We start from the raw sequence: 20,910 nt of genomic DNA on the forward strand, positions 1-20,910 counted from the left end.
GCCCACCGCCGTCACGCCTTGATCAGCCCGGCGCCCCGGAGGGCGTCGGCCGCCACGGCGACGGTGTCGAACGGCAGCCCGGACCGTTCGGCGACGTCCAGCAGGCTGTGCGCGCCGTCGGAGAGGCTGAGCACCCACAGCATGGCCAGCTGCGCCTCCTTGGCGTCGCTGCGCCCGCCGAGCGAGTCGTACAGCCCGCGCCGGCCCAACTGCGGTTCGCCGTACGGGCTGAGGTTGAGGTAGCTCCGGTTGCGGTCGAGGACGGCGAAGGCCTCGCGGCAGACGGCCAGGGTGTCCTCCATCGCCTCCGGCTTGACGAAGTCCGGGTTGTCCGCCGAGGTGTGGTACTCGGGGTACCCGGCGTACGGGGTCCGGCTGAGCGAGCCCACGCCGAGGTCGAACCCGGGCGAGCAGTACTGCCGCTCGTCGTAGCCGTACGGGGTGAACTCGGTGACACGGTGCGGGCGTTCGGACGCGGACAGGACGTGCCGCAGCACCCGGTCGATCTCCGCGTCGCCGCGCCTGCTCTGCTTGTACGTCAGCTGCCCCGGGTCCCCGGCGCAGGCCAGCACCAGCCCGTGCTTGACCCGGTCCACCCGCTCCGCGTTGCGGGCCAGCCAGGTGATCGCCCCGATGGTGCCCGGCGCGAAGATGAACCGGTAGGTGTAGTACGGCGTGCGCTGCGCCAGCTCCCGGGCCAGGAACACCGCCACCGCGATGCCCGCCAGGTTGTCGTTGGCCAGCGACGGGTGGCAGACGTGGCAGGAGACGATCACCTCGTCGGCGACCTGCCCGGGCACGACGTGCTCGGCGTAGGTGAGGTGACCGTCCGCGAGCGTGGAGTCGACGCGCACCTCGTAGTCGCCGTCCGGCAGCCCGTCCAGGGTCTCCTGGGACAGGCAGAACCCCCACTGCGGCGTGTAGTAGCTGGTGCGGTACGGCACCCAGGCCGGGTGGTCCGGCAGGGTGTGCAGGTGCCCGCGCAACTCGGACAGCGGCATGGTCGCCGCCACCGGCACGCTGTAGCCGAGCACGTGCAGGCTGGACGCGGCGAAGTCGACGACCCGGTTCCCGGCGGCGTCGGCGATGTACGCGTCCCGGATGTTCCACTCCTGCGGCACCGTCCAGTCGAGCACCTGCGTGCCGGTCGGCACCTCGTGCACGTCCAGCGGCAGGTACTCGCCGACGATGTCCAGGGTGGCGCGCACGCCGTCGCCGGTGATGCTCCGGCACAGCGGGTACAGCCGCTCCACCAGGGCGTGCATCTCCTCGCCGGGCGTGCTCACCGGCGCCACCGCAGGGTGTCGTCGACGGTGCCGGCGCCGGCCGCCGCGCGCAGCACGGCCAGCCGGGTGAAGCGCCGCTCGAAGTCCTCCCGGTTCAGCCCGAACTTCCGGTAGGCGTCGGCGAGTTCGAGTGCGCCCTGCTTGACCGTCCACTCGCAGTCGAAGCCCGGCAGCGCGGCCCGGAACCGGGAGAAGTCCACCCGGTACGACCGGGGGTCGGCACCGTTCTCCCCGGTGATCACCACCCGCGAGCCGGCCACCGCCTCGGCGACCTGCCCGGCGATCTCGGCGACCGTCACGTTGTTGGCCTCGCTGCCGATGTTGAACGCCCGGTCGTGCACCGCCTCCCGCGGCGCGTCCAGCGCCGCCGTGAAGGCCCGGGCGATGTCGACGGCGTGCACCAGCGGGCGCCAGGGGGTGCCGTCGGAGAGCACCAGCACCTCGCCGGACAGCAGCGCGTGGCCCACCAGGTTGTTCAGCACGATGTCGGCGCGCAGCCGGGGCGAGTAGCCGAAGGCGGTGGCGTTGCGCATGTACACCGGGCTGAAGTCGCCGTCGGACAGCGCGTGCAGGTCGTCCTCCACCCGCACCTTGGACTCCGCGTACGGCGTCACCGGGCGCAGCGGGGCGTCCTCGCCCACCAGGTCGTCGCCGCCGGCGGCGCCGTAGACCGAGCACGTCGACGCGTAGAGGAACCGCCGCACCCCGGCGTCGCGGGCCAGCCGCGCCAGCCGCACCGAGGCGTGGTGGTTGATGTCGTAGGTGAGGTCGGGCGCCAGCGAGCCCAGCGGGTCGTTGGACAGCGCGGCCAGGTGGATCACGGCGTCCACCCCGGCCACGTGGTCGGCGGTGACGTCCCGCAGGTCCACCCGGTGCCCGGGCGGGTCCGCGGGAGCCGGGCCCAGGACGCAGTCCGCGAACAGGCCGGCGTCCAGCCCGACGACCTCGTGCCCGGCGGCCGCGAGGACCGGGGCCATCACGGTGCCCAGGTAGCCCTGGTGTCCGGTCAGCAGTACGCGCAAGGTTCAGCCCTCCAGGCCGAGAACGAGTTTGGTGACCGCGAACGCCTCGGCGTAGCGGGCGTGGCATTCGATGCCGCGGATCCGGGCCAGCCCGAGGAAGGCCTCCCGGTCGTACCAGGGCCGGTGCCGCTGCGAGGGGTAGTGCTCCTGCAGCAGCCGCACCTTCTCCTCCGCGACCTCCGCGGCCAGCGGCTGGTACGCGGTGGGGCGGCCGAGGTCGCCGTCCCATTTGACGATCTCGTAGCCGAGCACCAGGTGGTCGCGGAACGCGGTGGTCACCAGCTGCGCCAGGCCGCGGTGGTCCTGGTGGGCGTCGGCGGTGCGCGGCGCGAGGACCAGCTCCGGCTCGGTCCGCGCGCGCAGCTCCTCGACCGCGGCCTTGGCCTCGTCCCAGTGCGCGGGCAGCCGGCCGTCCGGCAGCTTGAGCACGGTCAGCCGCAGGTCGGCGCCCGGGCAGAAGGCGGCCAGCGCGGCCTGCTCCTCCCGCTCCCGCTCGCCGCCGCCGCCGGAGAGCACCAGCGCGTCGACCCGCACGCCCGGCCGCGCCCGGCACACCGTCAGCAGGGTGCCGCCGGCGCCGATCGCGATGTCGTCGCAGTGCGCCCCCAGCGCGACGACCCGCTCCGGGCGCCCGGCGCCGAGCCGGATCACGCGGCTCCCGCCCCGGCGCCGTGCCGGTGGCCGGCCGCGTCCGCGCCGCCCCGCTCCCACACGGCCCACGGGCGGTCGCCCCGGGCGTACGCCTCGTCGAGCGCGGCCTTCTCCTTCACCGTGTCGGTCGGCTTCCAGAACCCGCGGTGCCGGTGCGCCACCAGCCGGCCGCCCTTGGCCAGCCCGGCACAGCCGTCGGCGACCAGGTCCCCGTTCTCCGGGATGTGGTCGAAGACCTCCTGGCGCAGCACGAAGTAGCCGCCGTTCTCCCACAGCGGCATGTCGCTCACCGCGGTGATGCCCCCCACCAGGCCGTCCTCGCCCAGCTCCACGCAGTGGAAGGAGGACTGCGGCGGCACCACCATCATCGACGCGCCGGCGTCGCGTTCGGCGAAGCGGTCGATCATCTCCGGCAGCGGCGCGTCGGTCAGCACGTCGGCGTAGTTGGCGAGGAACATCTCGTCGCCGTCCAGGTGGTGGCGCACCCGGCGCAGCCGCTCGCCGATCGGCGACTCGATGCCGGTCTGCGCGAACGTGATCGTCCAGGAGGCGATGTCCGTGGACAGCAGCTCCGTCTGGCCGTTGCGCAGCACGAAGTCGTTGGACACCGTCTCCTCGTAGTTGAGGAAGTAGTCCTTGATGTGGCGGGCCCCGTACCCGAGGCACAGGATGAACTCGGTGTGCCCGAAGTACGCGTAGTAGCGCATGACGTGCCAGATCAGCGGCCGGGGACCGACCATCGCCATCGGCTTGGGCACGTCGTCGGAGGCCCCGCTGCGCATCCGCAGCCCGTAACCCCCGCAGAACAGGACGACCTTCACGGCTTGACCTCGACAATGCTCAGTTCCGGGATGGGGAAGACCAGCCGGCCGCCCCACTCGTGCACGAAGGACAACTGCTCGACCAGCTCCGCCCGCAGGTTCCACGGGAGGACCAGGACGTAGTCCGGCCGGTCGACGGCGATCTGCTCGGGCGGCAGGATCGGGATCCGGGTGCCCGGGGTGAACCTGCCGTGCTTGTAGGGGTTGCGGTCGACCGTGTACGGGAGCAGGTCGGGCCGGATCCCGCAGTGGTTGAGCAGGGTGTTGCCCTTGCCCGGGGCGCCGTAGCCGACGACCGTCTCGCCGCGCTCGGCCGCCTCGACCAGGAACCGCAGGAGGTCCCGGCGCACCTTGGCCACCCGGTCGGAGAACTCGGTGTACCCGGACAGCTCCTGGAGCCCGGCGGCCTTCTCCCGGTCCAGTACCTCCGCCACCCGCCGGCTGGGCTCGCCCGCCGCCTCGTCCGGCCGCGCCCACAGCCGGACGGAGCCGCCGTGCGTGGGCAGCAGCTCCACGTCCACGAGGGTGAGCCCGCCGCTGGCCAGCGCCCGGATCGCCGACGCGACCGTGTAGTACTGGAAGTGCTCGTGGTAGACGGTGTCGTACTGGTTCTCCTCGATCAGGGTCAGCAGGTGCTGCACCTCGATGGAGACCCAGCCGTCGTCGGCCACCAGGGCGCGCAGCCCCCGGGTGAAGCCGACCACGTCCGGGATGTGCGCGTACACGTTGTTGGCGGCGACCAGGTCCGCCGGGCCGTGCTCGGCGCGCACGGCCGCGCCGGTCGCCTGGTCCAGGAACGCCGTGAGCGTGGGCACGCCCGCCTCCCGCGCCGCGGCGCCGACGTTCACCGACGGCTCGATGCCCAGGCAGCGGATCCCCCGGTCCACCACGTGCCGCAGCAGGTAGCCGTCGTTGCTCGCCACCTCGACCACGAACGCGTCCGGGCCCAGGCCCAGCCGCTCGACGGCCCCGTCGACGAACGTACGGGCGTGCTCCACCCAGGACGTCGAGTAGGAGGAGAAGTACGCGTACTCCTGGAACGTCTCCTCCGGCGTGATCAGCGGCGGGAGCTGCGCGAGCCAGCAGTCGGTGCAGACCCGCAGGTGCAGCGGGTACGTCGCCTCCGGCAGGTCCAACTGCTCGGCGGAGAGGAAGCTCTCGCACGGCGGGGTCGCCCCCAGGTCGACGACGCTCCCCAGCGCCGTCGAGCCGCAGAGTCGGCATCGTGTCATCTACTGCCCCCAATTCCTGCCCGCGCGGGTGCCCCCCGGCGAGCCAGCGTTTCCGTTCGTCACCGGCGGCGCGCCCTCCGCGCCGCCGGACCGGCCCGCGATCACGGACCGGTACTCCTCCACCAGGCGTTCCAGCCCGACGGCCGGACTGAACCCCTGCTCGTAACGGCGCCGGGCCGCCGTGCCCATCTCCCGGTTGCGGTCCGCCCCGGCCGTGATCCGGCGCAGACAGGACGCGAGCGAGGCCGCCTCGCCCGGCCGGTGCAGCAGCCCGGTCACCCCGTCCTCGACGAGTTCGACGAAGGCGCCGTGACCGGCGGCGACGACCGGGACCCCGGCCGCCATCGCCTCCACGACCACCAGGCCGAACGCCTCCAGCCACGTCGACGGGGCCACCACGGCCACCGACCGCGCGACGGCCCGCCGGCACTGCTCCGGGTCGTACAGGCCGACGTAGCGCACGTCGTCCCGCCCCGCCGCCCAGTCGGCCACCTCCCGCTCCAGCGGCCCCGTACCGGCGACCACCAGCGGCACGCCCACACCGCCGTCCGCCGCGAGGGCGTCCCAGGCGGCCATCAGCAGCCGCACCCCCTTGGCCTCCGCGAGCCGGCCGAGGTACAGCACGTGCTCGCCGCCGTCGGTGCGGCAGGCGCCCGGGTCCGGCACGAAGTTGTGCTTGACCACGAGGCGTTCGGCCGGGAGCCCGGCCCCCACCAGGACGTCGCGCTGCGCCGCCGAGATGCAGAAGAACCGCTCCACGCCCGACCACCAGCGCCGCCGGTTGACCGCCAGGCTCACCGCCGGCGGCACCGTCGCCAGCCTGGAGCCGCGGTAGCAGCCGTGCCGGACGGCGGGCAGCGGCGAGCGCCCGACGCACTCGGCGCACGGCCGGCCGTCCCGCTGGAGCGTGCCGGGCGGGCAGACCTGGGCGTAGTTGTGCAGCGTCGCGACGGCCGGCACCCCGGCGGCGGCGCAGGCGGCCAGCACCGACGGCGACAGCAGCGGGAACACGTTGTGCACGTGCACCACGTCCGGCCGCTCGGCGCGCAGCCGGGCCGCCAGCTCCCTGCGGACCGCCGGGTTCCACGGCACCAGCAGCGGCACCGCGACCTTGCCCGGCAGGGAGCGGGCGGCGATGGTGTCGCTGCGCCGCTCGAACAGCCCGACCCGGTGGCCGGCCCCGCGCAGCAGCGCCACCTCCTGGTCGACGACCCGGTTCTCTCCGCTCGGCTGCGCCGAGGAGTAGCGGTTGTGCACCACGAGGACGTGCATGGTCAGATCGCCTCCGATCTCTGGGCCCGGTGCGGTACGCGCCGTCGCGGGACGTCGGACGGCGCCGGGAGGGCGGCCGCGGCCGGGGCCGCCAGCAGCGAGGCGGCCACCGTCAGGTGCAGCAGGTAGGGCGAGGCGTCGCCCAGCCCGGCCTCGGTGTACGAGGCGATCGCGCAGTAGCTGATCAGGAAGAGCGCGCCGGCCCGCTCCAGCGACGGCGGCCGCAGCAGCGCCACGCCGCCCAGCACGGTGAGGAACGCCGCCACGAGGGCGACGCCGGCCAGGCCCTGCTCGTTGTAGACGGCCAGCCAGCTGTTGTCGATCGGCAGCCCGCCGAACGACTTGTCGCCCAGGCCCGTGCCGAACAGCTGCTCCAGGGTCGTGCGGGGCGCCGACAGCAGGGCGTCCCAGACCTTGGCCCGGCCGGTGAGGTTGGAGAAGTTCTCCTGGCTCTGCCCGCGCAGGAACCACGCCTGGAGCAGCGAGCTCAGGGCCACCGCGGCCACGGTGGCGCACAGCACCGCCCAGGAGAAGAACCGGCGGGCGGCGGCGCTGGTCAGCAGGAGCGAGCCGATCGCCAGCGTCAGCCCGACGATCAGGCCGAGCGTGGCCGTCCGGGTGTGGGTCAGCGCGAGCAGGACCAGGGACGGCACGATGACGGTCGCCGCGTCGCGCCCGGTGGTCCGGCGGTCCAGCAGGAGCAGCACGGTCAGCCCGATGATCACGGCGGCGTACTGGCCGATCTGCGGCGGCGTGAGCGGCCACAGCGCGCCGACCAGCCGCCCGCCGTAGACGTCGGGGAAGGCCGCTCCCGGTGAGGCGACCAGCCCGGCGGCCACCGACGCGAGCACCGCGAAGTACATCCGGATGTGGTGGCGCACGAACGTCGTCCCGCCGTCCCACCACCGGCTGAGCAGCCACAGCGTGCCGACGAACAGGGACAGCCGGAAGCAGCGGAACAGCGCCCCGGCCCCGGACGTCAGGTGCGCGCTGGAGACCACGCTCAGCACCAGCAGCAGCGTCAGCAGGGACAGGTAGGCGCCGGCCCGCACGCGCAGCCGCAGGTTGAGCAGCAGTGCCAGCGCGAACGCGGAGACCAGCGCGCCCATGGTGGCCATCTGGATCAGCGAGCGGGGCAGCGGGATGATGGTCTGCGCCCCGGCGGAGCCGAGCGTGTTGAGGATCAGCAGCCCCCAGACGATCCCGACCGCCTTCGGCGCGGCGGACGCCGGCTCGCGGCCCGCCGTCAGGTCCCGGCCCGCCGTCAGGTCCCTTCCCACCGTCAGGTTCCGCCCCACCTCAACCACCCGCCCGGGGCCGGAAGGTGCTGCCCGCGTCCTGCTGGTACGGCGCGCCCTGCCACTGCCCGAAGTCGAGCGTGCGGCTCGGGTCGTGGGCGATGAAGCTCCACGGCCCGGCGTAGGTGTTGTCGTGCCAGTGGTTCTGCTGCTTGCCGGTGATCGCCTCGGCCACCGGCTCGCCCTTGTACGGCGACCAGTCCGGGTAGGTGCCGTAGTTGGCCAGCACCGCCATCCGGCCGCACTTCACCGTGCACTGGACGACGGACGCGTCCAGCGAGAAGCGGTTGTGATGGATGTCCACCCGCTGGGTCTTCCACCGGCAGTCGCCGTAGAGCGGCGCTCCGGCGATCGCCGGCTGGGCGCAGCGGTCGGTGCCGTGCACCAGCAGCGTGCAGTCGCCCGACGAGGTGTTGGCCGGGCTGTTGCAGAACCGGTCGGCGTTCTCCCACAGGGTGATTCCCGACCAGTTGTCCTCCAGGACGTTGCGGTAGATCTCGATCCGGTCCGTGCGGGCCGGGATCCGCGGCTCGCCGCCGGACTCGGACAGGTAGACGGTCGCGAACGGGAAGTTGTCGCCGCGGTCGGCGGAACGGCGGCCCTCGACCCAGTTGTTGCGCCGGATCGTGTTGTTGCGGATGACCGCGTTGTAGCTGGTCTCGTAGATCAGCGCGGCGCCGTCGTTGGCCTCCAGCACGTTGTCCTCGATGCGGAAGTCGTTGTTGTTGGTGTCCGCCCACAGGCCGGCGCCGCGGTTGTCGTGCACCCAGTTGCCGCGCACGTCGGCGCCGTTGACGGCCCAGAACTTGACGCCCCCGGTACAGCCGCAGCCCGGCTGCTGCCGCTCCCACTCGTCGGTGTCGTTGCCCGTGATCTCGTTGCCCTCGACGACCAGGTCGGTGACGGGGGCGCCGGTCTTGTAGGCGTTCAGGCCGTACTGGCCGTTGCGGCGCAGGCAGCTGGCGCGGACCCGCTGGTGGGCTCCGGCCATCAGCCCGGCACCCGAGTTGTCCTGCACCGTGGTGTGCTCGACCACCCACCCGTCGGCCGAGTCGTGGTTGACCACGCCCTCGTTCTGCGGGGCGATGAAGCCCTGCACGGTCAGGTGGCGGATGCCGACGCCGGCGGCGCCGCCGCCGAACGCGTAGGCGTTGGTCTTCCGGCCGTCGAGCACCGCGCCCGGCGCGCCGACGTAGCTGTCCCCCTCCTTGGGCAGCACCTGGGCGTACCGGTCCGGTTCGAGGGTGTGCGTCCCGGGCCGGAGCCAGAACGTGGTGTTCGGGGGGCTGCTCCTGGTCTTCGCGGCCAGGTCGCCGACCACCGCCGGGTCGACCGTGACCGCGCCCGCCGGCGCGCTCGTCGGCCCGTCCGCCGGGGCGGCGCACACCCGCGCCACGGCCACCGGCCCGGACGGCCCGGCGGTCGGCTCCGCCGGGGCGTCCGACGCGCTGGTGCAGCCGGTCGCCAGCAGCAGGGCCAGCGCCAGCTGCGCCGCCGCCGACACCCCCCGGCGCCGCCTCTTCATCCGCACTCGCCTCTCCCTAGTCCCGGAACCCGAGCACCGTGGTGAACTGCCGCGCGTCGTCGGACACACCGGTGCCGACCAGCGTGGTGGCGGGCTCCCTGCGCCCGAAGCCGGCGGAGTACCAGCCCAGCGGCGGGTCGCTCTCGCCGCGGTGCGCCCGCCAGGTCAGCCGCCCGGGCAGGTCGAGCACCGCGGAGCGCTCCTCGCCGTCCCGGGTCCAGGTCAGTACGGCCCGGTTCCCGCTCAGGTCCGCGGTGACGGCCGGGCCGAGGTGGAACGCCAGGCGTACGGGCCGGCCCGGGCCGCGCACCTCGTCGGTGATCGTCAGTTCCCGGCGCGGGTGGGCCAGTTCCACCCGGCGCCGGTGCGCCGCGCCCTGGTAGCCGTCGTGCTCGGCGCACCAGCGGGACACGGCCGGGTCGGAGGTGTCCGCGACCAGGACGCGGCTGCGGGCGTGCCGGGTCCACAGGAACGGGCCGCCGGAGACGGACTGGTCCGCGCCGTCCAGCTCCAGGGTGTTGTGGCCCAGCGTCGAGCGGAAGTACCGCCGCCACTCGGGCTGCCCGTGGTAGCAGTACGTCCCCGGGTCCGCGAGCACGTCGACCCCGTCGTGCCGGACCTCCACCGACAGCGCGTCCGCGTGGGCGTGCGCGGCGATGGACAGGAACCCGTGCGGGCCGCCGTCGAGGCGGCACCAGATCCCGGCCGGGCCGCGCAGGACGGTCATCCCGGCGTCGGGGAAGTGCACCGGCCGGCTCGCCGGGCGCTTCACCGTGCCGTCGTTCCCGTACGGGCGCAGGAGCGCGGCCAGCAGCGGGGTGCGCACATCGGTGCCGTTCACGGCCGGCCACCAGGGGAGCCGGCCGAACACGGCGCCGCCGGTGGCCAGCAGCGAGCCCCAGCGGTCGGTGCCCGCGCCGTCCACGACCAGGCCGTGCCCGTCGTCCGCGTCCCCCTGGCGCGGGGGCCGCAGCCGGTCGTCCACGACGGCCGCGAGCGCGTCGGTCATCCGCAGCAGCACCAGCCGGACGGTCGCGGGGACGGGGACGCCGGCGGCGTCCGCCTCGGCCAGCGCGGCCAGGCCGAGTTCCAGGACGAGCCCGTGGTACTCGCTGGCCAGTTCGCGGTTGAGCCCGGAGAGGAAGGTGTTGGCGCGCAGGTGCCGGTCCAGCGAGCCCAGCGCGTCCGCGCGCCAGCGCTCCGAGGAGGGGAACCAGTCGAACGCGCAGGCGGCCGCGAACTGCCCGGCGGTCTCGGCGATGACGTGGTTGTTCGCCGAGGACCCCCGGCTGGGGAAGGCGGCCAGCCAGCGCTGGTGGTGCCAGATCTGCTCCAGCGCCACCTGGTTGCCCTCGAACAGGGCGGCCGCGCCCGGCCAGCCGTCGAGCAGCCGGCGGACCCACACCCAGGACAGCAGCCGGATGCCCAGCTCGATGCCGCTGATCCAATGCACGCCGCGCAGCGGCGGGTTGGCCGCCCACCAGGACCGCAGGTGCTCGGCCACCCGCTCGGCGTACCGCTCGTTGCCGGTGAGCGCGTAGGCGGCGGCGAGCACGGTCAGGTACTGGTGCCGGGACGGCTCCCAGATCTGCTTGATGTCGCCGACGGCGTCCTCGTCGCGGTACGGCACGTCGAAGGCGTAGCCGTCCGGCGCCCGGCGCCCGGTCTTCGGGTCGCGCCACCAGTCCGGGGCGGCCAGGTCGTCGCGGTCCACCCCGAAGAACTCGGCGTGCCCGTCCATCAGCCGGTCCGCCTCGGCGACGAGGCGCTTGGCGGCGTCCGCGGGCACCGCGGCGAGCGTCCCGGCGGGCAGGACGGCGGTGAACCGGGCGCCGGTCACCACCGGGGCGTGCGGCGGCGCCGTCCGCCACCGCCGCCTGCGCACCGTGTCGCCGACCCGGCCGCCGAGCTCCCGCGGCCCCATCGCGGACAGCCGCCGCAGGTACCAGCCCGCGCTCATGGTCACAGCGACCTCGCCAGGGTCACCGGCGCGCCGCCGGCCAGGCTCGCCTGCACGGCCAGGGTGGCCGCGGTGGTGGCGACCAGCGACTCCAGCGGCACCGGCATCGGCCCGCCGGTGCGCACGGCCTTGACGAACGAGGCCAGTTCGTTGGACTGGCCCTTGTCCCGGGCCTTGGGCAGCCGGGAGCTGACCCAGCGCTTGCGCCCGTAGACCGAGGCGCGGACGAAGTCGTCCAGCTTGAGCACCTTGCCGTCCGCGAGGAGGTCCAGCGTCTCCTTGGGGAAGCCGGGCGCGCCGGAGGTGACGTAGCTGATGGCGGCGGTGGAGCCGTCCGGGTAGCTCAGCACGATCTGGAGGTCCTCGTTGCCGGACGGGGCGACGGCGTACACCGACACCGGGTCGGCGCCCAGCAGCCAGCTCGCCGTGTCGATGAAGTGCCCGCCCTCGCCCTCGAACCGCGAGCCCTCGGTGCCCTGCTGGAGGTACCAGCTGCCGTGCTGGAGCCGGCCCGCGTTGACCAGGTAGCGCAGGCTCGCCGGGCCGGTCCGGGCGCCCAGGTGGCTCCTGGCCTCGCGCAGCAGCGGCGCGAACCGGCGGTTGAAGCCCACCTGGAGGCGGTCGTTGCCGGACTCCTCCACCGTGGCCAGCACGGAGGCGAGCTCCTCCTCGGTCAGCGCGAGCGGCTTCTCCACGAAGACGGTCTTGCCGGCGAGCAGCGCCTTGCGGGTCAGTGCGGCGTGCGAGCTGTGCCGGGTGACCACGAACACCGCGTCGATCGCATCGTCGCCGAGGACGGAGTCGAGGTCGGTGGTCGCCTGGGCGAAGCCGAACTTGCGCTGGGCGTTGGCGGCCGAGAGCGCCGTGGTGGTGACGACGGTGGACAGTGCGACGCCCTCGCGCTGCGCCAGGTGCGGCAGCAGCATGGAGGTCGCGTAGTTGCCCGCGCCGATGAACGCCAGCCGCACCGGCGCCTTGCCGTGACGGGCGGGGGCGGCCTGCGCGGCGGGGCGCCGCACGGCGGGCACCGCCACCGTCGGGGCCTGCGCCTGCGGCTCCGCCGGGGGGTAACGGAACAGCGCCGTGACGGCCTTCAACTCGCCGTCCTTCAGGCGCCGGTACGTCTCCACGGCGTCCTCGAAGTCGGCGACGTGGGAGACCAGCGGGCCGACGTCCACCCGGCCGCGGGCCATCAGGTCGATGAAGCAGGCCAGGTTGCGCCGCTCCGTCCAGCGCACGTAGCCGATCGGGTAGTCGCGCCCCTCCAGCTCGTACTCCGGGTCGTAGCGCCCGGGGCCGTACGAGCGGGAGAACCGGACGTCCAACTCCTTCTCGTAGTACGCGTTCCACGGCAGGTCCAGCTTGCACTTGCCGATGTCGACCACCCGGCCGCGGTCCCGGGCCAGGTGGGCGGCCAGCTCCACCGGCTGGTTGCTGCCGCCGCCGGCGGCCAGGTACACCTGGTCCACGCCGTGACCGCCGGTCAGTTCGGCGACGGCGTTCTCCACCGCCGCCGACCCCGGGTCGCCGCAGGCCGCCGCGCCCAGCTTCTCCGCCAGCTCGCAGCGCGAGGGGTCGGGGTCGGCGCCGACCACGCGCACCCCCGCGGCGGTGAGGAGCTGCACCACCAGCTGCCCGATCAGCCCGAGGCCGATGACCAGCGCCACCTCGCCGAGCTGCGGCTCGCCCTGGCGCACGCCCTGGAGGGCGATCGACCCGACGGTCCCGAAGGCCGCGTGCTGCGGCGCGAGGCCGTCCGGCACCGGGGTGTAGAGGTTGCGGGGCACCCAGTTCAACTCGGCGTGCAGCGCGTGCTCGTTGCCCGCGCAGGCCACCAGGTCGCCGACCTTCACGTCGTCGATCCCGGCGCCGGCCTGCTCGACCACCCCGCACAGCGAGTAGCCCAGCGGCGTGTACGAGTCCAGCTTGCCCATCACCTTGCGGTACGTGGCGGGCAGCCCGTTGGTGGCCACGCTCTGCATGACCTTGGCCACCTGGTCCGGACGCGAGCGGGCCTTGCCCACCATCGACATCCCGGCCTCGGACACCTTCATCATCTCGGTCCCGGTGGAGATCAGCGAGTAGACGGTGCGCACCAGCACCCCGCCCGGCTTGCACCCCGGCACCGGCACGTCCAGCACCGACAGCTCGCCGCTCTTGTAGTTCTGCACAACCTGTTTCACCGGAAGTCCCCTTGTTCCCTAAGCCGTTCGGTTCCTACGCCGTTCAGTGCCCGAGTCGTTCGGTGCCCGGGTCGCCCTGTGCCCGGGCCGCTCAGTGCCCGGGCCGTCCGGGGGTGCCGGAGCCGGTGCCGGAGATCGCGCCGCGGTACCAGTACTCCAGCGTCAGCACGTGCCACAGGTGCTTGGAGAAGTCCTGCTGCCCGGCGGCGTCCGCGGCGACCAGCCGCTGCAGCGCGTCGCGGCGCAGGAACCCGGACCGCACGAGCTCGCCGTCGTTGATCACCTCGCGCACCAGCGGGGCCAGGTCCCGGCTCATCCAGGCCCGCAGCGGGGCGCTGAACAGGCCCTTGGGCCGGTACACGATCTCCTGGGGCAGGACCGAGAGGGCCGCCTCCTTGAGGACGGCCTTGCCCTGCCGCCCGACGATCTTGCGGTCGCCGGGCACGGTGAACGCCGCCCTGACCACCTCGACGTCCACGTACGGCACCCGCACCTCGGTCGACGCGGCCATGCTGGAGCGGTCCGTGTACGCGAGGTTCAGGCCCGGCAGGAACATCCGGGCGTCGCCCAGGCACATCCGGTTGACGAAGTCGTCGAGCTCGTTGTCCTCGTACACGTCCGCGTGCTCGGTCAGCACGTCGTCGACGGTCCCGGCCAGGTCCGGGTCGACCAGGGCGAGCAGCTCCTCCCGGTCGTACATGGTGTAGCTGCGCCGGAACGCGGTCTCCTCCGGCAGGTCGGCGAAGGAGAGGAAGCGCTTGGCGAACCGCACCGACCGGAACCCCCGGCTGGCGGTGGCGACCGGCAGCCGGTCCACGGCCGCGGACAGGCCGCGCCGCAGCGGCCGGGGCACCTGCTGGTAGCGCAGCGCGAGCCGGTTGGCCAGGTGCTTGCGGTAGCCGGCGAACAGCTCGTCGGCGCCCATCCCCGAGAGCAGCACCTTGACCCCGGCCTCCCGGGCGGCCGAGCAGATCAGGAAGGTGTTGATCGCGGCGGGGTCGCCGATCGGCTCGTCCAGGTGGTACGTCATCCGCGGCAGCAGGTCGAGCACGTCCGGGGCGATCTCGATCTCGTGCAGGTCGACGCCGAAGCGCTCGGCCACCTGCCGGGCGTAGCGCAGGTCGTCCGGCATCGCCTCGAACCTGGCGTCCTCGGCCCGGAAGCCGATCGTGTAGGCGGAGATCCCGGGCCGGTCGCGGGCCGCCAGCGCGGTCAGGTAGCTGGAGTCCAGCCCGCCGGACAGGAACGTCGCCACCGGCACGTCGGCGAGCAGGTGGCGCCGGGTCGACTCCTCGACGACGGCGGCGATGTCCGGCAGCTCGCCGGCCAGCGCCCGCTCCCGGCCCTCGGCGGCGACCTCCCGCAGGTGCCAGAACCGGCCGTGCTCCACCCGGCCGTCGGGCCGGCAGCGCAGCCAGCTGCCCGGCGGCAGCTTCTCCGCCTCGCGGAACGCGCACCGGGAGTCCGGCACCCAGTAGTACAGCAGCGAGGCCACCATCGCCGCGTGGTCCACCTCCAGCGACCCGCCGGTGGCGGCGGCCAGCGCCTTCAGCTCGGAGGCGAACGCCAGGCCCCCGCCGCGCCGGACCAGGAACAGCGGCTTGATGCCGAGCTGGTCGCGGACGAGCACCAGTTCACCGGTCCGCTCGTCGAACACCGCGAACGCGAACATGCCGCGCAGCCGGGGCAGGCAGTCCGTGCCCCAGCGCCGCCACGCCTCCAGCAGCACCTCGGTGTCGGAGGTGCCGCGGAAGCGCACCCCGGCGGCCGACAGCTCGGCCCGCAGCTCGGGCGCGTTGTACAGCTCGCCGTTGTACGTCAGGGCGAGGCCGTCCGAGACCATCGGCTGGGCGCCGGTCTCGGACAGGTCGACGATGGCCAGCCTGCGGTGCCCCAGCTGCACTTCGCCGTCCCCGAGGGGGTGGCCGTAGCGGCCCGCCCCGTCCGGGCCGCGGTGGGCGAGGGTGTCGGTGAGCAGGTCGGTCACCGCCTTGCCGTCCGGCCATCGATACGTGCCCGCGATGCCGCACATGTCCTACCTCGCCTCCTGGTCACTGTCCGGGACCCGTGCGGTCCACATCGGTAGTCGCTCCGTACGCCGCCGGCCCGTCCCGTTCTGCCGGGCCGGCCGCTCGCTTCGGCCGCGCGGCGCGGCGCCCGGCCCGTCCCACAGGGTGCCGTCGGTCCGGTCGCGCGGATCGGGATCGATCAGCACCACCCCGATCACCGTGACGCGCTGGTCGGCGAGCCGGCGTGCCACGGTGTGCAGCCAGGCGGCGCTGCCGTGCCCGGCGCGCACCACCAGCACCGCGCGGGTGCCGAGGTGGCGCAGGTCGGTCCACGCCGTGCCCGGCGCCACCGAGCCGACGCCGATCCGGCGCTCCTGGGGGTCCTGGCGCGGCAGGGCCTCGGCCTGCTCGCCGGCGACCACGGTCGGGCCCCCCTCCTGCGCGCCGCGCCGGGCGAGCCGGGCGCCGGGCAGGCCGTCGACGACGACCACCGGCCCGTCCTCCGCCAGCGCCCCGGCGAGGTCCAGGGCGATCGCGCCGGTGCTGTGCGCACAGCCCAGGGCCAGCAGCGACACCGGTTCGGCGGAGCCGCGCACCCGGCGGGCCAGGGTCGTGGTGAGCCTGGTCCGGGCCTCCCGGGCGGCCTTGCGCTGCCACCGCCCGACCTTCCGGCGGGGCAGCCGGCGCAGCTCCGCGAGGACCGAGGCGCCGAGGTTCGCGGCGATGTCCCGGCGCAGCACCGGGCGGTCCGCCACCACCGTGCCCACCGCGGCCACCGCGATCCCGAGGACCAGCCCCAGGACCAGCCCGATCGCGGCGGAGGTGGCGGCGGCCCTGGGCAGCGACTGCCGCACCACGCGCGGGGCGTCCACGATCTGGGTGCCGGCCACCAGCCGGGGCGTGCCGACCCGCGCCTCCGCCGCGCGCTGGCCGAAGTCGGTGATCCGGGAGGTGAGTTCGGCCCGGCTGGCGTACAGCGACTCCAGGTTCGCCGAGGCCTTCGGGCCGCTCTGCTGCGAGCTGTCCCCGATCGCCTGGTTGACCTGGACGAGCTCGTCGCGCATCCGGTCCCGCTGGTCCAGCAGGGCCTTGGACTCGGCGTCCGCGGCCTCCTGGATCCGCCGCACGTGGTCCGCGACGAACGCGTCGGCCAGCGCCTTGGCCCGGGCCACCGCCTCCTCGCCGGTGCGGCCCGTCGCGTCGATCTCCAGCAGGTTGTTGGTCAGCCCGACACCCCCGTAGTCCTTCATGAAGTCCTCCGGCTTCTCCGCCGACCCGAGGGCCTTGAGGGCCTGGCCGGCGATCCCGGTGGTCTGCAGCAGAGCCGCGTCGGTGCGGATCAGCGTCCCGGGATCGTTCGGCTGGTCCGCCTGGTGCGCGACCAGCACCTTGGCCACCGCGGTCGGCGGCGGCGGCCGCAGGACCGCCACGGCCGCGCCGACCAGCAGCCCGACCAGCGCCAGGGCGCACCACAGGCGCCGGCGCCTGCGCACCGCGACCACCAGCGCCTGGAGGTCCACCAGCGGGGCGGAGGCCGACGGCTCCGGATCCGTACCCGTCGTCACCCCGTACCCCTTCCGGCCTCGTCGCCGACCGCGAGCGCGGGCTCGTCACCTGTCGCGAACACCGAATCGCTGTCGTCCGCGTCCCCCGCGCCGTCGCCGGCGCCGGGCCCGGCGGCGTCCGGACCACGGCGGCCGGCCCGCTTCGCCCGACGGCCGGCCGCCGCCTTCGGACGCCCCCGGACCGTGCCGGCGACGACCACGCCGACGACCTCCCGCCGGGCGTCCGTACACGCCTCGGCGATCCCGGTGAGCTCCGGCGCGGTCCAACTGCCCGCGCTGAGCACCACCAGGGCGCCCGAGCCCTCGTCACGGTCCGGCACCAGCGGCCGGGACACCGAGACCTCCACCACCCGCAGCTCCGGACCGCCCCGCGCCTCGGCGGCGAGCCGATCGGCGGCCCGCAGGGCCATCCCGTCGCCCTCCGGGACGACGAGCAGCAGCTCCCGGGGCGCGGGCAGCCGGTCCCGCAGACGGGCGCACACCCGCCGGTAGCGGACCTGCCGCCCGGCCTCGTCGCCGGAGGCGTGCGGGGCCGGCAGGTCCCACCGGACGTCGGTGCCCAGCAGCCGGCGGACCCGGGCGCGCGGCCCGCCGCCCGACGGCCGCCGCGCGGGCGGCTCACCGGTCACGTCGACGGTGCCGAGGAGCGTCGACCCCAGCGCCGCGACGATCTCCGGCGCGGTGCGCAGCCGACGGCTCATCCGCGCCGAGGCGAGATGGCCCACGACCGTGACCACGATGGCCAGCAGCGCCCCGCCGACGACGAGTTGGCTCCTCGTCGGCGGCGCCTCGCCGGACGGCCGGGGCGCCGGCCCCATCACCACCATGTTGGCCTTGAGGGCGGCGGCCGGGTCCGCCTGGTCCAGCTTCTTGACGGCGTCCTGCAGCGCGGTGCGCAGCTTCTCCAGCTCGGTACGGGTCTGCACGCTCTCCACGCTCTGCCCCGGCGCGACCGCGTCGGCCAGGTCGGTGATCCGGCGGCTGGCCTGCGCCACCATCTGCCGCAGCGCCTCGGGCTGCGCCGCCTCCGGGTCGCTGCCGTCACCCGCGACCCGCGCCGCGAACGTGACGAACTGCTTGGCCACCTGGTCGGAGAGCTGCTGCGCGCGCTCCGGGGTGTCCGCCGTGCCCGAGATCTTGACGATGTTGCCGTCCGAGGCCGCCGCGCTCACCCGGTCCCGCAGCTCCGTGCCGCCGGTCCCGGCCCAGCCCAGCGCGGCGGCCGCCCGGTCGACGACCACCGAACTGCTCGCGATCTGCGCCTGGGTCAGCAGCTCGCGCTCCTGCCACGCCCCCGGCAGCAGCACCGACGCGGACGCCGTGTACTGCGGCGGGAGCAGCAGGGAGGTGCCGTAGCCGACGAGCGCACCCAGGACGGCGACGACGGCCAGGAGCCGCCAGCGCCGACGGATGATCCGACCGATCGTGGCCAGGCGTATCGTTTCGTCGCTCAACGGCGCGGCCTTCTCCCCGCCCGGCCCGGGCCGCCCGCCGCCACCGGGGCCCGGTCGCGGCAGGCGGCGGCGTACGCGGCGAGCAGCGACCGCTGGGAGTTGCGCCAGGCGAGCGGCCCGCTGATCCGCTCCCGGCCGAGCTTGCCCATCCAGGCCCGCCTGTCCGGGTCGTCCAGCAGCTGCGCCACCAGCCCGGCGAACTCCGCCTCGTCGTTGGCACGGGCGTAGACGGCCGCGTCACCGGCCGAGACCCGGGCCTCCCGCAGGTCGAAGGAGACGATGGGCCGGCCCATCACCATGTACTCCAGGACCTTGTTCATCGTCGACACGTCGTTGAGCGGGTTGTGCGGGTCGGGGGAGAGGCACACGTCGGCGGTCGACAGGTAGCGCACCAGGTCGGCGTCCGGCACCCGCCCGGTGAACTCCACCTGCTCGGACAGCCCGAGCTGCCGGGACAGCTCCACCATCGCGTCGAAGGTGTCGCCGGAGCCGACGAACACCGCGTGCCAGTCGGTCCGCCCGAGCTCGTCGCGCAGCTTCGCCAGCGCCCGCAAGGCGTAGTCCACCCCGTCCTGCGGGCCCATCACGCCCAGGTAGCACAGCAGATGGGGCTTGCCGCGCTTCAGCTCCGGCTCGGGTTCCACCGGCCGGAACCGGTCCGTGTCCGGGGCGCTGCGCACCACGAACACGTCCTCCGGCCGCAGGCCGCCCCGGCGCAGCGCCACGTCCCGATAGCTCTCGTTCGTGGAGAGCACGACGTCCGCGGCCCGGTAGGTCATCCGCTCCAGCGCGCACACGCCCCGGTAGAGCAGGTCCCGGCCCCGGTCGAACCGGGACAGGTACAGCTCCGGCACCAGGTCGTGCTGGTCGAACACGAACCGCGCGCCGCGCCGCTTCAGCCACAGCGCGGGCAGGAACAGCAGGTCGGGCGGGTTGCAGGCGTGCACCACGTCGACCGGGCCGACCCTGCGGGCCAGCCGGGCCGTGTGCCACAGCGCCGATCCGTACTCCCGCAGGTAGCCGGCCGGCCCGCCGGTGGCGGCGCGCAGCGGGTAGCGGTGGATCCGCACCCCGTCGATCACCGCCTCCGGCTCCGTGTCCCGCTTGCTCCCCTGCGGACAGATGACGTGCACCGTCCAGCCGGCGTCGCGCAGCGTCGTGCACTCCTGCCACACCCGCCGGTCGAACGGCACCGACAGGTTCTCCACCAGGACCAGCGCGCGACGGTCCGGACCGTCGCCGCCGGTGATCTCACCAGGCAAGGCCCACGTACCCCGGCTCGGCCCGGCGCGCCTCGGCGTCGGGAAGGCGGACGAGGTCGACGACCACCGGGCCGCCGGAGGCCGGCAGCGCCGACAGCACCGCCGGGTCCTTGGTCCCGACCACGCACACCTCGGCGTGCTCCAGCACCTCGTCGACGGACTGCGCGAGCAGCTGCGCGAGGTGCGGCAGCCTGGTCTCGATGTACTCGCGGTTCGCCCCGAGCAGCCGGGAGAGGTTCACGTTGGGGTCGTAGATCCGCAGGTCGTAGCCCTTGCCGAAGAGCCGCTCGGCCAGCTCGACGAGCGGGCTCTCGCGCAGGTCGTCGGTGCCGGGCTTGAACGACAGGCCGAACAGGCCCACCCGGCGCTTGCCGGTGCGCTCGACCAACTCGACCGCGCGCTGCAGGTGTTCGGCGTTGGACGGCAGCACGTGGGACAGGATGGGGACGGAGACGTCGGCCCGCTGCGCCGCGTACACCAGGCTGCGCAGGTCCTTGGGCAGGCAGGAGCCGCCGAAGGCGAAGCCGGGCCGCAGGTAGGCGGGGCTGATGTTCAGCTTGCGGTCGGCCAGGAACACGTCGATCACCTGGTGCGAGTCCACCCCGAGCGCCTGGCACACCGCGCCCAGCTCGTTCGCGAAGCCGATCTTGAGGCCGTGGAACGCGTTGTCCGCGTACTTGATCGCCTCGGCGGTCGGGACCGGCACCCGGAACACCTCGCCGGGCAGGCCGTCGTACAGCGCGGCGACCACGTCGCCGCTGCCCGGGTCGAGCTCGCCGATGACGGTCTTGGGCGGGTCGAAGAAGTCCCGCACGCTCGTGCCCTCGCGCAGGAACTCCGGGTTGACCGCCACCCCGAAGTCCACCCCGGCGGTGCCGCCGGCGTACTTCTCCAGGATCGGCACCAGCAGGTTCAGGCAGGTGCCCGGGAGCATGGTGCTGCGGAACACGACGGTCTGCCTCCCGCCCCGCTCGGCCACCGCGGCACCGATCTGCTCGGTCACCCGCTCCAGGTACGTGGTGCACAGGCTGCCGTTGGGCTCCGACGGCGTGCCCACGCAGACCAGCGACACCTCACTGCCCATGATCGCCTCGCGGACGTCGGTGGTGGCGCGCAGCGCCCCGGTCCGCACCACCTCGGCGATGAGCTCGCCGATCCGCTCCTCGACCACCGGCGCCTTGCCGTCGTTCACCAGGTCGACCTTCACCGGGTTGACGTCCACCCCGATGACCTCGTGACCCAGGCTGGCCAGGCACGCGGCCGACACGCAGCCCACGTAACCGAGCCCTAAGACGCTGACCCGCATGACCGGTTCCTCCCCTCGGGCAGGCCCCTGTGGCCCGCCGTTCCCGTGCCGATCGGACGGCACC

At 74.2% G+C, this 20,910-nt stretch carries 15 protein-coding genes; all 15 read right to left on the reverse strand.

The genetic code is table 11. From position 1 onward, the window contains the following. Nucleotides 1–11: 11 nt before the first annotated feature. The 15 genes from ACFQ6N_RS25340 to ACFQ6N_RS25410 all read right to left on the reverse strand — a co-directional run bounded on the left by ACFQ6N_RS25340 (nt 12) and on the right by ACFQ6N_RS25410 (nt 20,846). The gene (locus ACFQ6N_RS25340) at nt 12–1,295 is read right to left on the reverse strand and encodes a DUF4910 domain-containing protein (protein WP_380653243.1); all 1,284 of its coding nucleotides are present in this window, start codon (nt 1,293–1,295) and stop codon (nt 12–14) included. Beyond that, nucleotides 1,283–2,308, reverse strand: a complete 1,026-nt coding sequence (locus ACFQ6N_RS25345) for an NAD-dependent epimerase/dehydratase family protein (RefSeq protein ID WP_380653245.1) — start codon at nt 2,306–2,308, stop codon at nt 1,283–1,285. The genes ACFQ6N_RS25340 and ACFQ6N_RS25345 overlap by 13 nt, the downstream gene beginning before the upstream one ends. Nucleotides 2,309–2,311: 3 nt before the next feature. Next, complete coding sequence (locus ACFQ6N_RS25350) at nt 2,312–2,959, reverse strand: PIG-L deacetylase family protein (RefSeq protein WP_380653248.1); 648 nt, start codon at nt 2,957–2,959, stop codon at nt 2,312–2,314. Next, nucleotides 2,956–3,780 (reverse strand): glucose-1-phosphate cytidylyltransferase, encoded by an 825-nt coding sequence (locus tag ACFQ6N_RS25355; protein WP_380653251.1) that lies wholly within the window; start codon nt 3,778–3,780, stop codon nt 2,956–2,958. Before ACFQ6N_RS25355 ends, ACFQ6N_RS25350 begins: the two co-directional genes overlap by 4 nt. Beyond that, nucleotides 3,777–5,012 carry a methyltransferase domain-containing protein gene (locus tag ACFQ6N_RS25360; protein ID WP_380653253.1) on the reverse strand — a complete coding sequence of 412 codons (1,236 nt, stop codon included), beginning with the start codon at nt 5,010–5,012 and terminating at the stop codon, nt 3,777–3,779. The genes ACFQ6N_RS25355 and ACFQ6N_RS25360 overlap by 4 nt, the downstream gene beginning before the upstream one ends. After that, entirely contained in the window at nt 5,013–6,284 is a 1,272-nt protein-coding gene (locus tag ACFQ6N_RS25365) for a glycosyltransferase family 4 protein (RefSeq protein WP_380653255.1), read from the reverse strand. A gap of 2 nt (nt 6,285–6,286) precedes the next feature. Then, nucleotides 6,287–7,552 (reverse strand): O-antigen ligase domain-containing protein, encoded by a 1,266-nt coding sequence (locus ACFQ6N_RS25370; RefSeq protein ID WP_380653315.1) that lies wholly within the window; start codon nt 7,550–7,552, stop codon nt 6,287–6,289. Between the two features lie 31 nt (nt 7,553–7,583). Next, nucleotides 7,584–9,107 carry a right-handed parallel beta-helix repeat-containing protein gene (locus tag ACFQ6N_RS25375; RefSeq protein WP_380653317.1) on the reverse strand — a complete coding sequence of 508 codons (1,524 nt, stop codon included), beginning with the start codon at nt 9,105–9,107 and terminating at the stop codon, nt 7,584–7,586. Between the two features lie 16 nt (nt 9,108–9,123). Then, nucleotides 9,124–11,067 (reverse strand): alginate lyase family protein, encoded by a 1,944-nt coding sequence (locus ACFQ6N_RS25380; RefSeq protein WP_380653257.1) that lies wholly within the window; start codon nt 11,065–11,067, stop codon nt 9,124–9,126. A 2-nt stretch (nt 11,068–11,069) separates the two neighbouring features. Further along, nucleotides 11,070–13,250 (reverse strand): bi-domain-containing oxidoreductase, encoded by a 2,181-nt coding sequence (locus ACFQ6N_RS25385; protein ID WP_380653259.1) that lies wholly within the window; start codon nt 13,248–13,250, stop codon nt 11,070–11,072. Nucleotides 13,251–13,341: 91 nt separating this feature from the next. Beyond that, nucleotides 13,342–15,282, reverse strand: coding sequence for an asparagine synthase (glutamine-hydrolyzing) (gene asnB, locus ACFQ6N_RS25390; RefSeq protein WP_380653267.1), 1,941 nt, complete (start codon nt 15,280–15,282; stop codon nt 13,342–13,344). Nucleotides 15,283–15,285: 3 nt separating this feature from the next. Beyond that, nucleotides 15,286–16,824: a Wzz/FepE/Etk N-terminal domain-containing protein gene (locus ACFQ6N_RS25395; RefSeq protein ID WP_380653270.1), complete on the reverse strand. Its 1,539-nt coding sequence runs from the start codon at nt 16,822–16,824 to the stop codon at nt 15,286–15,288. After that, on the reverse strand, nt 16,821–18,278 hold the full coding sequence (locus ACFQ6N_RS25400) for a Wzz/FepE/Etk N-terminal domain-containing protein (RefSeq protein ID WP_380653273.1): 1,458 nt from the start codon (nt 18,276–18,278) through the stop codon (nt 16,821–16,823). The genes ACFQ6N_RS25395 and ACFQ6N_RS25400 overlap by 4 nt, the downstream gene beginning before the upstream one ends. Then, nucleotides 18,275–19,540, reverse strand: a complete 1,266-nt coding sequence (locus tag ACFQ6N_RS25405; RefSeq protein ID WP_380653276.1) for a glycosyltransferase family 4 protein — start codon at nt 19,538–19,540, stop codon at nt 18,275–18,277. Before ACFQ6N_RS25405 ends, ACFQ6N_RS25400 begins: the two co-directional genes overlap by 4 nt. Beyond that, a complete protein-coding gene (locus ACFQ6N_RS25410; RefSeq protein WP_380653278.1) occupies nt 19,530–20,846 on the reverse strand; it encodes a nucleotide sugar dehydrogenase in 1,317 nt (438 codons plus the stop codon). The genes ACFQ6N_RS25405 and ACFQ6N_RS25410 overlap by 11 nt, the downstream gene beginning before the upstream one ends. Between the last annotated feature and the right edge of the window lie 64 nt (nt 20,847–20,910).

Source organism: Kitasatospora sp. NPDC056446 (genome assembly GCF_042796115.1).
Lineage (GTDB): Bacteria > Actinomycetota > Actinomycetes > Streptomycetales > Streptomycetaceae > Kitasatospora.